The sequence below is a fragment of the Xanthomonas sp. NCPPB 2922 genome, from assembly GCF_041520885.1.
Taxonomy (GTDB): domain Bacteria; phylum Pseudomonadota; class Gammaproteobacteria; order Xanthomonadales; family Xanthomonadaceae; genus Xanthomonas; species Xanthomonas campestris.
Genome location: NZ_JBGOFY010000005.1, coordinates 65,198 through 78,504, shown reverse-complemented (window position 1 = coordinate 78,504; position 13,307 = coordinate 65,198). Strand labels below are relative to the sequence as shown.

The following is a 13,307-nucleotide window of genomic DNA, read 5'->3' as shown; positions in this document are numbered from 1 at the left end:
AACCAGACTCCCGAACACCTCATCCCTGACCCACCCCCGCCCGGATCCTGCCGTGATCCTGGCCACCGACCTGGATGGCACCTTCCTGGCCGGCTCTGCAGAACACCGTCACCAGCTGTATCGCCTGGTCGACCAGCATCCCGAAATCCGCCTGATCTTCATTACCGGGCGCGGACTCGAAGCGGTGATGCCCTTGCTCACCGACCCCACCATTCCGCGGCCCGACTATGTGGTGTGCGACGTGGGTGCCACCGTGGTGGACGGCCACACGCTGCAACCGCTGCAGCCCCTGCAATCGATGATCGACGCGCACTGGCCCGGCGAGCAGGTGGTGGCGCAGGCGATGCGCGCATTCCCGCAATTGCAGCGCCAGGACGTGCCGCAGGAGCGCCGCTGCTCGTATTTCTGCGATCCGCACACGTTGGCGCCGCTACGTGCGCAGATCGAGCAGACCGCACGCGCGCTCGGCTGCGACGTGCTGTATTCGGCCGACCGCTATCTGGACATCCTGCCGCCCGATACCGACAAGGGCCGCACCCTGGGCGCGTTGGCACGCCAGCTGGAGCTGCCGCGCGAGCGCATCCTGGTGGCCGGTGACACGCTCAACGATCTCTCCATGTATCTGGCCGGCTTCCGCGGCGTCTGCGTGGGCGATTCGGAAACGGCCTTGACGCAGGCCACTGCGCAACTGGAGGCGACCTATCACGCCAGTGCGCCCGGGTGCGGCGGCATCCTGGAGGCGATTGCGCACTTCGGCCTGCTTGCCGACGACGACCCGCATGTGCCGGCGGTGCAGGCCCCGCGCAAGGGCGGCGCCGAGCTGGTGATGGTCTATCACCGCCTGCCGTATGACGAAGTGGTCGAGCATGGCGAGCTGGTGCGCCGCGCGCCGCGCTCGCCCAACGGCATCATTCCCTCGCTGCTGAGCTTCTTTGAAGGAGGCCAACGCGGCTCGTGGGTGGCCTGGAGCGTGGACGACCCCAAGCGCGGGCCGTTCCAGACCCACACCGAGGTGGATGCGCAGCGCTACCCCACCCTCACTGCTGCACGCGTGCCGCTGAGCAAGAGCGAGGTGGACATCTTCTACAAGCGGTTTTCCAAGGAAGCGTTCTGGCCGATGCTGCACGTGTTCTGGGAACGCGCGCGCTTCCGCGAGGACGACTGGCAGGTATTTCTTGCGGTCAACCGCAAGTTTGCGCACGCCACCTCGGCCGAGGCCGCGCACGGCGCAACGGTATGGATCCATGACTACAACCTGTGGATGGTGCCGGCGTACCTGCGCGAGCTGCGCCCGGATCTGAAGATCGCCTTCTTCCATCACACCTACTTCCCCTCGGCCGACGTGTTCAACGTGGTGCCATGGCGCCGCGAGATCATCGGTAGCCTGATGTGCTGCGATTACGTGGGCTTCCATATCCCGCGCCAGGTGGAGAACTTCGTGGACGTGGTGCGCGGCGTGATGCCGGTGGAACGGCTGGCGCAGGAAAGCTGCGCGCCACGGTTTCTCACCTACGGCTGCGCGGTGGGCCTGGACACCATGACCACCTGCCTGCGTGTGGCCGATCGCGACGTGGCGCTGGGCGCGCATCCAGTGGGCACCGACCTGCGCCGCATTCGCGCGGCGCTGAGCAAGCCGGACGTGCGCAACGACATCTTCAAGCTGCGCCGCGAGATCGGTGCGCGCAAGCTGGTGTTGTCGGTGGAGCGGCTGGATTACACCAAGGGCACGCTGGCGAAACTGGAGGCGTTCGAGCGCCTGCTCGACAGCCAGCCGCAGCTGCTGGGCAAGGTCACCTTGCTGATGGTGTGCGTGCCGGCGGCGCGCGAGATGACCATCTACCGCACCTTGCAGACGCAGATCGAGCAGGCGGTGGGCCGCATCAACGGGCGGTTCTCGCGACTGGACTGGACGCCGGTGCGCTTCTTCGCACAGGCGCTGCCGTTCGAGCAGGTAGTGGCGCATTACGCCGCGGCGCAGGTGATGTGGATCACGCCGCTGCGCGATGGCCTGAATCTGGTGGCCAAGGAGTTCGTGGCGGTGCAAGGCATCGAAGGCGGCAGCGGCGTGCTGGTGCTGAGCGAATTTGCCGGCGCGGCTGCAGAACTCAAAGGCGCGGTGCTGACCAACCCGCACGACCCGGCCGATCTGGCGGCCGGCCTGTTGCAGGCACTGGCGATGCCCGATGACGAGGCGGCCGGGCGCCTGCGGCAGCTGTACGACAGCGTGGAGTACTACAACATCGACCACTGGGGGCGCGACTTCCTGGACGCGGTGGCACGTAGCCGTGGCGCGCATGCCCGTGTGCCCTTGGCGGCGGCCAGCACGGTGGCAGAGCCGGTCGTCTAGGCACACGCCGACACGCGCGCTGCAACACGCGCAGTCACACAGCAACGCCCGGGTCCTCCGGGCGTTGCTGTGTGGAGACAAGCGTGACGCTGGCCCACCGGCAGCGCGGTCATGATCACGCAATGCAAGCGCGGCAGGCTGGGGTTCTCCCCCCTGCCCGTGGATTGCAATGGATTCGACGCCCTCCTCGCGCGTGCGCCACCCGGCCACGCTGGCCCTGCTGCTGGTTCCGCTCGCCCTGCCCGCCTACGCCCAGCAAGCACCCGACGGCGCCGCGTCGACACCGGCAGCGGCCGAACCAGACGGCGGCGCGCAGGTGTCCACGCTGGATCAGGTGCAGGTGGTGGGCCAGGCGATGACGTATTCCAAGACCACGGTAAGCAAGGAAATGCTGGACCGCCAGTTCGTGCTGGGCAGCGTCAACGATGCGCTCAACGAGCTGCCCGGCGTGGTGGTGACCGAAGCCGATGCGTTCGGCTCCTCGGACTGGGGCACGCAGATCAGCATGCGCGGCTTCGTCAGCAACCGCGATACGCAGCAGATCGGCACCACCATCGACGGCGTGCCCAACGGCGGCTCGGCCTACGGCGGCGGCTCCAAGGCGAACCGTTTCATCGACATGCCGGATCTGGAAACCGTGGAAGTGAGCCAGGGCACTGCCGATATCGCCTCGCGCTCCAACGAAGCGCTGGGCGGCACCTTGAACTACCTCACCGGCGAGCCGCTCGAAGAACAGCGCGTGCGCGTGATCGGCGGCATTGGCGACAACCAGGCGCGCAAGTATTACGCGCGTTACGACACCGGCCTGCTCGGCGGCAACACACGTGCATGGATCAGCGGCTCATCGGCGCGCAACGACGACTGGATCGACGGCAGCGGCCACACCCGCCGCGATCATCTGGCCGGCAAGTTCGTCAGCAGCTTGGACAAGTGGACCTTGAGCGGCTATCTGTCCTACGACGATGCCGACGAATCCGAATACACCAGCGTGACGCCCGAGCAGTTCGCGCGCGATCCCGAACACGACCTGCTGACCGGCACGCTCACCGGCATTCCGTATCTGGACCAGAACTACCGCTCCGGTTCCCGCGCATTGCGCGAGAACACCTTCGGCTATCTGCGCGGCGCCTTTGATGGCGGCAACGGCTTCAAGACCACGCTCACCGGCTACGCGCATCGCATGCAAGGCCGCGGCGACTGGATTCCGCCGTACCTGGTGGACGTCACCAACGACGGCGCGGGCGCGCCGGAATCGGAGGCGCGCGGCGGCAACACGGTGTATGCCGGCAGCGACCTGGGCAAGCTGTATTACCTCACCCCGGGTGGCGCGGCGGCGACGCAGCTGGCCGGTTGCGCCGGCAGCGATGCGCTCCCGGCCGAATCCAACCCGGCCTGCTATCCGGCAGGTTCGGTACCGGTGCAGTCGTACCGCCATAGCCACTACGACAATCACCGCGCCGGTGCCATGGCCGATGTGGAATGGCGCCACGACCTGGGCCCGATCGACAACACCGTACGCGCCGGCGCCTGGCTGGAGCGCTACGACCGCAGCGTCACCCGCGACTGGCATCGCCTGCTCAATGTCGGCACCAACATCAGCTTCGACCATCAGCCGTACTGGGTGCAGTTCAAGGACAACTACCAGACCGACGAACAGATGTATTACGTCGAAGATGTGATGCGGTACGGCGCGTTTGCCTGGCGCGTGGGCGTCAAGCAGTTCTTCGTCGACCAGACCCGCGACCGCCGCATCGGCGATGCGCAGCATGTGGAATCGGACGCGCATTCGGACCCACTGCTCTCGGCCGGCCTGACCTGGACCACGCCGGTGCAAGGGCTGGAAGCCTTCGCCGGCTATTCGCAGAACTTCGCGGCGATTCCGTCCGGCGTGCTGGGCGAGACCGACCCGGTCGCGCTCAGCCGCGTGCAACCGGAAACCGCCGACAACATCGAACTGGGCCTGCGCATCAGCCGCTGGCCGTTGACCGGCAGCATCACGCTGTACGACATCCGCTTCGACAACCGCATCGTCTACGTGCCGGCCAACTTCGTCAGCGGCATCGACTACCTGGGCGAAACCGATGGCGTGTACGAAAACTTCGGCGGCGTGCATGCGCGCGGTGTGGAAGCGGCCCTGGGCTACGGCTGGGACAATGGCTGGCGCCTCAACGGTGCCTACACCTACAACAAGGCCGATTACCTTGGCAGTGGCGATGCCGCGCGCGATGCTGCGCTGGAGATCACGCCCGGTGCGCAGGTCATCGGCCAACCGCGCAACACGCTGGTGGTGTCGGCCGATTGGCGCGGCGATGCCTGGCGTTTCGGCGTCTCCGGCCGCTATCTGGGCAAGCGCTATCTGGATGCCGCCAACCGCGCCGCGCTCAATGGCGTGACCACCTTCGATGCCAATCTCGGCCTGGAACTGTCGCAACTTTCCGCGCAGCTCAAGGGCATGCAGGTGGCGCTCAATGTCAGCAACCTCACCGACAAGCGCTACCTGGAAGGCGTGGATGGCAGCGACAGCGCGTTCATTGCCGCGCCGCGCACGCTGGGGCTGACCTTGACGCTGGATCTTTGAGGTCGAAGCACTGCGCTGGAATAGATGCCGGGCGCGTCGTGCGTTCGCGCCTGGTAGTGTTCCGTAGATGCGGGTTGATGGCGGGATCGTCACTCAGCCGGTGTCACGGACTAACGGCGTCACCCGTGACTGCATGCATGGGTGGCAACTTTGCGGATTACGGAAGGCTTGGTTAATGGCATGACACCACCCGCTGCTGGCACCGTTCGTCCGCATGCAACACACGCAACGCCGCATCGCTGAGACGTCGAATGGCAGCACACGCACTCCCGCAGGATCGGGCCACAGCCGCAGCGTGCGGGGTCAAGCGTTCTGCTCCCCACTCGGGCACCATCGCTGCTCAGCCGCGCGCAGCGACCGCATCCACTCATGCAGCAATCGCCCTCCAAGGATCAACCCAGCAGGTGACGCAATGATCGATCTTCCTCGCCGCCGCATGCTGCAGGCCGGCCTTGCCGGTGGTGCTTCCACCTTGCTGCCGAGCATCGCGCGGGCAGCGGCCATCGCACCGGACCGCCGCAGCGGCACGCTGGAAGACCTGCAGCATGTGGTGATCCTGATGCAGGAAAACCGCGCGTTCGATCATTACTTCGGCAGCTTGCCGGGCGTCCGTGGCTTCGGCGACCGCTTTCCGATTCCCGCACCACCGCTGCCGGGCGCGCCTGCGCGCACCGTGTGGCTGCAACCCAGCGAGGACGGCCGCCAATGGCTGGCACCGTTCGCGCTGGATACCGCAGCGCAGTTCGGCTACATGCGTGTGCAGGGTACGCCGCACAGCTGGGTGGACGCGCAGCGCGCCTGGGATCACGGCCGGCTCGGCAACTGGCCGGCGGCCAAGCACAACCACGCGCTGGGGTATTACCGCCGCGCGGACATTCCGTTCCAGTTCGCGCTGGCCGATGCGTTCACCATCTGCGATGCGTACCACGCCGCGATCCAGACCGGCACCAACTCCAACCGCGTGTTCCTGTGGACCGGCGGCAACGATCCGCAGGCGCGCGCCGGTGGGCCGGTGATCGGCAACTCGCACGACAACTTTCCAGCGCTGGGCGGGTTCGCCGAGCCCTATCGCTGGACCACGTATGTGGAGCAGTTGCAGCGTGCCGGCGTGTCCTGGCAGATCTACCAGGACATGCGCGACAACTTCACCGACAACCCGCTGGCCGGCTTCGACGTCTTCCGCCAGGCCTACAGCCAGACGCCCGGCCACGATGCGCAGCTGCGCGCGCGTGGGGTGAGTACGCGTGGCGTGGAGCAACTGCGCGAAGACGTCATCGGCGGGCGCCTGCCGTCGGTGAGTTTCATCATTGCCGATGCCGCCGGCAGCGAGCATCCCGACCCCTCCAGCCCGGCCCAGGGCGCGGCCTACACCGCGCGCGTGTTGGATGCGCTCACCGCCGATCCGCAGGTGTGGAGCCGCACGGCCTTGCTGCTGATGTTCGACGAGAACGATGGCTTCTTCGACCACATGCCGCCGCCGGCGCCGCCTTCGCCGGACCCACGTGCGGCCGGCGGCTTTGCCGGTGCGTCGAGCATCGCCACCGACGACGAGTATCACCGCCACCCGGCGCCGGGCGAGCAGAAGGTGGACCTGCCGGAGTTGCGCGGGCGCCCGTACGGCCTGGGCCCGCGCGTGCCGCTGTACGTACTCTCGCCCTGGAGCCGCGGCGGCTGGGTGGATTCGCAGGTCTACGACCACACCTCGGTGCTGCGCCTGCTGGAGCGGCGCTTCGGCGTGCCATGCACTGCAATTACCCCGTGGCGGCGCGCGGTGTGTGGCGATCTCACCGCGGCGTTCGATTTCAACCGCACGGACACGCGCCCGTTCGTTGGCACGCTGCCGGATATCAGCGCCACCGCCACGCGCGCCGCCGCCCTGCACCAACACACGTTGCCGCCGCTGCCGCCCACCTTGCAGCCACCGGAGCAAGCTTTCGGCCTCCGGCGTTCGCGCGCGGTGCCGTATCGCCCCCGTGTGCAACTCGATGTCGTGCAGGCCCGCGGCGACGTGGTGTTGCGCATGGCCAATACCGGCGCGGCGGCCGTGCTGCACGTCTACGACCGCTATGACCTGGCCGCGATTCCGCGCCGCTACACCGTCGGCGCCGATGCGCCGCTGGACGGCACCTGGACCACCTACGACGGCCGCTACGACCTGTGGGTTCTCGGGCCGAACGGGTTTCATCGCCATTACCGCGGCAATGTGGGCGTCGTTCCCTTGATCGCCGATGTTGCGCAAGATCCCGGTGATGCACAGGCGCTCCGCCTGACGCTGCACAACCCCGGCAACGTGCCGGTCGCGGTCACGCTGCAACCGGCCGCGTATGCCAACGCGCAACCGCGCGAGGGTGTCACCATCGCGCCCGGGCAGCATCACCAGCGCAGCTGGAGCGCCGCGGCCACCGGCGGCTGGTACGACCTGTGGATCGAGCACGACGGCGCGCACCAACGCCTGGCCGGCCGCGTGGAAACCGGAGCAGACAGCGTCAGCGACCCGGCCATGGGTGGGCCGGCGCGCTTGTATCAAGACCACCCAGTCGCGATCGGCGCGCTCGGCTGAGCGCTGCGGCTTTGTGTCGCGCGTTGGCCACACGCGAAGACGCAGCCCGACGCACGCGGTCGTGCGCGCGGCAGCGCCGTACTGCCGCGCCCCGCATCGTTCACGGCGCGCTGGCCGTGCCCAGCATGCCGATCGTCCCCAGCCAGGTGTCCACCAAGCGCGGCCAGTGCGCGATCGGCAGCTTGCCTGCGCGCAGACCGAAGGCGTGCCCACCTTCGGCGTACAGATGCATTTCCGCCGGCACGCCAGCCTGCTTGAGGGCCACGTAGTAGGCCAGTGACTGGCTGACGCCATCCACCTCGTCGTCCTCGGCCTGCAGCAGGAAGGTGGGTGGCGTGTCGGCGGTCACGGTGATGTCCGGCCGCAGCGGCAGATGCGTTGGATCACGCTTGGCACGATCTGCGTCCTCGTGCGCCCACAGATGGCCCGGATAGACGGCAATGGCAAAGTCCGGGCGGCAGGACTGTGCATCGGCCGCATCGACCGATGGGTACGTGCGCCGAGTGAAATGCGTACTCACCGCAGCCACGAGGTGGCCACCGGCGGAAAATCCGATGACACCGACCCTGTGCGGGTCCACGCCCCAGTCGTCGGCATGCTGGCGCACCAGGCCCAGTGCGCGCTGCGCATCCTGCAAGGCCGTCTGCACCTTGGGGTAATAGCGGCCGCCATTGGTCCAGGTCGGCCCCGAATTCGGGACGCGGTACTTGAGCAGCACGCAGGTGATGCCGCGCCCACTCAACCAATCGCATATGTCGGTGCCTTCCAGGTCCATGGCCAGCACCTGGTAGCCGCCACCGGGAAACACCACCGCCGCGGCGCCGGTGTTCTGCCCCTTGGGGGCATAGACCGTGATCGTCGGGCGGCTGACATCGCCCACCTTGGTCCAGGGGCGCTTGCCCTCGCCGGTGCCGACCGATTCGGGGCGTGGGTGAGGCAACGCGTCAGGCACCACGGTCGGCCAGAGCGGGATCTGGACGTGGCCAGGTGGCGGCAGCCAGGCGCGCGCCGGCGCCACGGCGGGAGCGAGCAGCAACGCCAGCGCCGCAGTCCGGGCAACACGAAGCCAGTGCATTGTCGACCTCCGAATTGAAGTGAAGCGGAAACATCCTGGCGCTCACGGGGTGCTGTCATCCCGCCGCTCCAGAAACGTGGCGAAGGTGGCTTCGCTGACGTGGTGCTCGATGCCTTCGGCATCTCGCGCATGCGCAGCGGATGGCCTCAGGCGCGCGTCGCTTCCCACGCCGCGATGGCGTGTGTTGCAGTCGACGCGCGGCGCGGACGCATCACGCGCAGCAGGTGCACCACGCCGCAGCGGCTGGGCTGGCCGCCGCGCTCAACCCACGAGGTCGCGCACCGCTGCCGCCACCGCCTTCAACGCGGCGTCGCGGCCGGCCGCATCGACGGTGGCACCATTGAGATACGCGGTCAGCAGCAACGGCGCCGCGCGCCCGGGCGGCCAGATGATCGCGATGTCGTTACGGGTGTCGGTGCCATTGCTGCCGGTCTTGTCGCCGATCTTCCAGTCGCGCGGCAGGCCGGCGCGCAGGCAATCGTCGCCGGTGCGGTTGTCGATCATCCAGGCGGTGAGCTGTTTGCGCGACGCCGGTTGCAGCGCATCGCCAAGCAGCAGCGTGCGCAAGGTCGCGGCCATCGCCGCCGGCGTGGTGGTGTCGCGCGGCTCGCCTGGGGCGAACCCGTTCATCTCCGGCTCGAGGCGGTCACTGCGGGTCTTCGTGTCACCGATCCCGCGCAGGAAGCGGGTCAGGCCCGGCGGGTTACCGATCAACGGAAACAGCAGGTTGGCGGCCGGGTTGTCGCTATGGATCATCGTGGCCTGGCACAGCTCGGCCACGCTCAGTGAGCCGCCGACGTGGCGCTCGGTGACCGGCGCATGTTCGAGCATGTCGGAGGCGCGGATCTTGATCTGCTGCGTCAACCGCAGCTCCCCCTTGTCCACCCGCTGCAGCACCGCCGCAGCCAATACAAATTTGAAGGTGCTGCACATTGGAAAGCGCTCGTTCTCGCGCTGGCCGATGTGCCAGCCGGTGTCGCTGTTGAGCAGGCTTATGCCCAGGCGGCCGCCACTGCCGCGTTGGATCTCGGCCCATTTATATCGCAACTCCGCGATCGGGGAGGCCACCAGACTGACCGCCTGACTGGGTTTGGACGCCGCAATCAGCACGCTTGCGCCGGTCATGGACAGGAACTGCCGTCGGTTCAACATGGCGCTGCCTCCTTGAGAGAGCCCGCAGTATCGGGGCCGGCGCGCTGGCCGACCACCGCAATGTTTCGATCCCTGGCATGAATTGAACTAATCTCTTGGCATGCCCAGACCGCGTCTCCCGCTCAATGCCCTGCGCGCGTTCGAGGCCGCCGCACGCCATCAGAACCTGACCCGCGCGGCCGGCGAGCTGTGCGTCAGCCAGGCCGCGCTCAGCCACCAGATCAAGGCATTGGAGCAACAGCTGGGCACCAGCCTGTTCCATCGCCTGCCGCGCGGGGTGGCGCTCACCGAAGAGGGCGCCGCGCTGGCGCCGGTGTTGGGCGACGCATTCGACCGCATTGCCGCCACGCTGGAGCGCTTTGCCGGCGGCCGCTATCGCGAGGTGCTCAGCGTGGGCGTGGTGGCCACGTTTGCCACCGGCTGGTTGCTGCCGCGCGTAGCCGCCTTCCACGCGGCACATCCGGACATCGAACTGCGCCTGTCGACCCACAACAATCGGGTGGACCTGGCCGGCGAAGGACTGGATCTGGCGATCCGTTTCGGCGATGGCGATTGGCAGGGGCAGATTGCGCATGCCGTGATGGAGGCGCCATTTGCGCCGGTATGCGCCCCGGCGATGGCGCGCGCCTTGCGCACGCCTGCCGATCTGGCCCACGTGCCGTTGCTGCGTTCGTACCGGCCGGACGAATGGGCACAGTGGTTTCGTGCTGCCGGCGCCTCGGAGGTGCCTGCGCGTGGCGCGATGTTCGATTCGTCGCTGGCACTGGCCAGTGCGGCCGCGGCTGGCGCTGGTGTGGCGTTGTTGCCGCTGCGCTTGTTTGCCCAGGACCTGGGCGCGGGGCGATTGGCCTGCCCATTCCCGATCGAGATCGATGCGGGGCGCTACTGGTTGACCCGGTTGCGCTCGCGCCCGGAAAGCGACGCCGAAGCCCGGCTGCGCGCCTGGCTGCTGGCCGAACAGCAGCGCGCCGATTGAGCAGCGTCGCCGCGTGCCACGTTCAACGGCGCGCGGACGCCTTCCCCACCTGCAACGCAAAGTGGCGAAACGCTTCGTACTGCGCCCTGTCGGCGAACCAGTGCGGAGCGAACAGCTCGAATAACCGGTCGTTGTGATACAGCAACAGCACGCGCTCGTTTTCGCGGCAGCGGATGTAATCGGACCAGGGACGGCGCAGATGCCCGTCTGCCCAGGTGATTTCCAGCCCGGTGTCGTCCCACGCATAGGTGTAGGTGTGCCGCAGCGCGGCCTGCTGCGCATGCAGGCGCTTGATCTTTCGTGGCAAGCCCCAGAGATGTAACACCGCCAGGCCGATCAAGCCGCCGCCGCCCGCGCCGATCAGCACCGGCCCGATGATGTCGCCGGCCCCGATCAGTTGAAGCAAACCCATCCCGATCAGCAGCAGGACCACCAGCACCACGATCAACCGCTTGGCCGTATGCCGCGCATGCAGGCGCTGCGCGGCCAGATGGTCTTCCAGGCTGATGGTGGCGTTGATCATGTTCGCGACATCCGTGTAGTTGGCTCGCTGCGCATCGTAACGCCTGCGCATTACGCGCCGTCCAGCAACTCCATCCAGGCCGCTTCGGCAGCGGCCAGCTGCTGCGCGGTGGTTTCACGCTCGCGGCCCAATACCGCCATCTTGTCGGCATCTGGATAGTTGGCCGGGTTGGCGAGCTGCCGGTCCAGGTCCGCCAACGCGGCTTCCAGTTCGCCCACGCGCTTTTCGGCGCTGGCCAACTTGTGCGGGTTGACGGCCTTTTTCGGCGGCAGTGGCTTGGTCGGCGGTGGCGGGGTCGGTGCCACTTCGGCCATCTTCTGCTTGGTGCCCTGCGCGGCCGGGCGGCTGCGCAACCAGGCGGCGTATTCGTCCAGGTCGCCATCGAACGGCTCGACCACGCCATCGGCCACGCGCCAGAAACTGTCGCAGACCAGGCCGATCAGATGGCGGTCGTGCGAGACCATCACGATGGCGCCTTCGAAGTCGCTCAGCGCCTCGGCCAGCGCCTCGCGCATTTCCAGATCCAGATGGTTGGTCGGTTCGTCGAGCAGCAGCACGTTCGGCTGCTGCCAGGCAATCAACGCCAACGCCAGACGCGCGCGCTCGCCACCGGAGAAGCCATCCACCACTTCAAACGCGCGGTCGCCGGCGAAATTCCATTTACCCAGGAAATCGCGGAACGCCTGATTGGAACCGTCCGGCGACAGATCGCGGAAATGGTCCATCGGCGACTGGCCTTCGTGCAGCGATTCCACCGTGTGCTGGGCGAAGTAGCCGATGCGCAGGTCCGGGTGCGCACTGCGCTCGCCCGACAGCGGTGCAAGCTCACCGACCAGTGTTTTGACCAGCGTCGACTTACCCGCGCCATTGGGCCCCAGCAACCCGATCCGGTCGCCCGCTTCCAGCCCAAACCCAACATCGTGCAGCACAGTGATCGCATCGCTGGACCCACGCTTTTGCGATTCCCCATTCTCGATTGCCGATTCCCGCGGCGCAGCCGCATACCCGGCATCCAGATGATTCAGCCGGATCAACGAAAACGGCAGCCGATTGGGCTGGGCGAACTGGATGCGGAATTCGCGCTCGGCGCGCACCGCCTCGGTGCCGGCCATCTTGGCCAGGCGCTTCATGCGGCTCTGCGCCTGCGTGGCCTTGCTGGCCTGCGCCTTGAAGCGGTCGATGAAGCTCTGCAGATGCGCGCGCTCGGCCTGTTCCTTGTCGTGCGCAATCTGCTGCTGGCGCAGGTGCTCGATGCGCTGGCGCTCGAAATCGGTGTAGCCGCCGACGTACAGCTTGGCGGTGCCGCCGTGCAGGTGCAGCGTGTGGGTGGCCACGTTGTCCAGGAACTCGCGGTCATGGCTGATCAGCAGCAAGGTGCCCGGGTACTTGAGCAGCCACTGCTCCAGCCACAGCACCGCGTCCATGTCCAAGTGGTTGGTGGGTTCGTCCAGCAGCAGCAGGTCGCTGGGCATCATCAGCGCGCGCGCCAGGTTCAGCCGCACCCGCCAGCCGCCCGAGAACGAGGACACCGCGCGATGGTGGGTATCGGCCGGGAAGCCCAGGCCGTGCAGCAACTTGCCAGCGCGCGCCTCGGCGTCGTACGCGCCCAGCTCGGCCATGGTCTGGTGTGCATTGGCCACCGCTTCCCAGTCTTCGCGCGCGGTCGCCTCGGCTTCCTTCTGCAGGATGGCGGACACCTCGATGTCGCCGCCGAGCACGAACGACAGCGCCGGGTCCGGCAAGGACGGGGTTTCCTGCGAGACACTGGCGGTGCGCACCTTGCCGGGCAGGTCGACGTCGCCCTTGTCGGCTTCCAGCTCGCCCTTGACCGCGGCAAACAGGCTGGACTTGCCGGTGCCGTTGCGGCCCACCACACCGACGCGGTAGCCGGCATGCATGGTCAGGTCGACGTTGGACAGCAGCAGACGCTCGCCGCGTCGCATGGAGAAGTTGCGCAGGGAAATCATTGATGGACAGTCCGATAGAACGAAAAGGAATGAGCAGATGAGCAGCATTCCTGCGACGCCATTCTAGCGTTAACGAATAATTAGCGCCTTCAGGTTGGCTGCGGCAGTCTTCGCCTTGCCGCGACCCCG

General features: G+C 67.4%; 8 protein-coding genes and 1 pseudogene. 4 read left to right on the top strand and 5 right to left on the bottom strand.

The window, feature by feature from the left end; genetic code table 11:
- Nucleotides 1–52 precede the first annotated feature (52 nt).
- From ggpS to ACD584_RS08355, 3 genes are all read left to right on the top strand, one after another.
- Entirely contained in the window at nt 53–2,347 is a 2,295-nt protein-coding gene (gene ggpS / locus ACD584_RS08365) for a glucosylglycerol-phosphate synthase (protein WP_076037009.1), read from the top strand.
- Between the two features lie 169 nt (nt 2,348–2,516).
- Nucleotides 2,517–4,925 (top strand): TonB-dependent receptor, encoded by a 2,409-nt coding sequence (locus ACD584_RS08360; protein ID WP_076037010.1) that lies wholly within the window; start codon nt 2,517–2,519, stop codon nt 4,923–4,925.
- 412 nt (nt 4,926–5,337) lie between these two features.
- Nucleotides 5,338–7,485, top strand: a complete 2,148-nt coding sequence (locus ACD584_RS08355; RefSeq protein WP_076037011.1) for a phosphocholine-specific phospholipase C — start codon at nt 5,338–5,340, stop codon at nt 7,483–7,485.
- A 100-nt stretch (nt 7,486–7,585) separates the two neighbouring features.
- Here ACD584_RS08355 and ACD584_RS08350 read toward each other — a convergent pair whose 3' ends face one another.
- The 3 genes and pseudogenes from ACD584_RS08350 to bla form a co-directional block, all read right to left on the bottom strand.
- Nucleotides 7,586–8,560, bottom strand: a complete 975-nt coding sequence (locus tag ACD584_RS08350; RefSeq protein WP_076037012.1) for an alpha/beta hydrolase — start codon at nt 8,558–8,560, stop codon at nt 7,586–7,588.
- A gap of 42 nt (nt 8,561–8,602) precedes the next feature.
- Nucleotides 8,603–8,698: pseudogene (locus ACD584_RS08345) on the bottom strand (iron dependent repressor); the annotation flags it as partial.
- A 123-nt stretch (nt 8,699–8,821) separates the two neighbouring features.
- Complete coding sequence (gene bla / locus ACD584_RS08340) at nt 8,822–9,712, bottom strand: class A beta-lactamase (RefSeq protein ID WP_076037014.1); 891 nt, start codon at nt 9,710–9,712, stop codon at nt 8,822–8,824.
- Between the two features lie 100 nt (nt 9,713–9,812).
- Between bla and ampR the strand changes: the two genes are divergently transcribed.
- Nucleotides 9,813–10,688: a LysR family transcriptional regulator AmpR gene (ampR, locus tag ACD584_RS08335; RefSeq protein ID WP_076037015.1), complete on the top strand. Its 876-nt coding sequence runs from the start codon at nt 9,813–9,815 to the stop codon at nt 10,686–10,688.
- A gap of 22 nt (nt 10,689–10,710) precedes the next feature.
- Here ampR and ACD584_RS08330 read toward each other — a convergent pair whose 3' ends face one another.
- Nucleotides 10,711–11,211, bottom strand: coding sequence for a YcxB family protein (locus ACD584_RS08330; RefSeq protein ID WP_076037878.1), 501 nt, complete (start codon nt 11,209–11,211; stop codon nt 10,711–10,713).
- 50 nt (nt 11,212–11,261) lie between these two features.
- Nucleotides 11,262–13,178, bottom strand: coding sequence for an ABC-F family ATP-binding cassette domain-containing protein (locus tag ACD584_RS08325; RefSeq protein WP_076037016.1), 1,917 nt, complete (start codon nt 13,176–13,178; stop codon nt 11,262–11,264).
- Between the last annotated feature and the right edge of the window lie 129 nt (nt 13,179–13,307).

What these genes read in the sequence shown, in the direction of transcription:
- bla (WP_076037014.1), bottom strand. Translation starts at nt 9,712, where the DNA reads ATGTTGAACCGACGGCAGTTCCTGTCCATGACCGGCGCAAGCGTGCTG.
- ACD584_RS08355 (WP_076037011.1), top strand. Translation starts at nt 5,338, where the DNA reads ATGATCGATCTTCCTCGCCGCCGCATGCTGCAGGCCGGCCTTGCCGGT.
- ACD584_RS08325 (WP_076037016.1), bottom strand. Translation starts at nt 13,178, where the DNA reads ATGATTTCCCTGCGCAACTTCTCCATGCGACGCGGCGAGCGTCTGCTG.
- ACD584_RS08360 (WP_076037010.1), top strand. Translation starts at nt 2,517, where the DNA reads ATGGATTCGACGCCCTCCTCGCGCGTGCGCCACCCGGCCACGCTGGCC.
- ampR (WP_076037015.1), top strand. Translation starts at nt 9,813, where the DNA reads ATGCCCAGACCGCGTCTCCCGCTCAATGCCCTGCGCGCGTTCGAGGCC.
- ACD584_RS08350 (WP_076037012.1), bottom strand. Translation starts at nt 8,560, where the DNA reads ATGCACTGGCTTCGTGTTGCCCGGACTGCGGCGCTGGCGTTGCTGCTC.
- ACD584_RS08330 (WP_076037878.1), bottom strand. Translation starts at nt 11,211, where the DNA reads ATGATCAACGCCACCATCAGCCTGGAAGACCATCTGGCCGCGCAGCGC.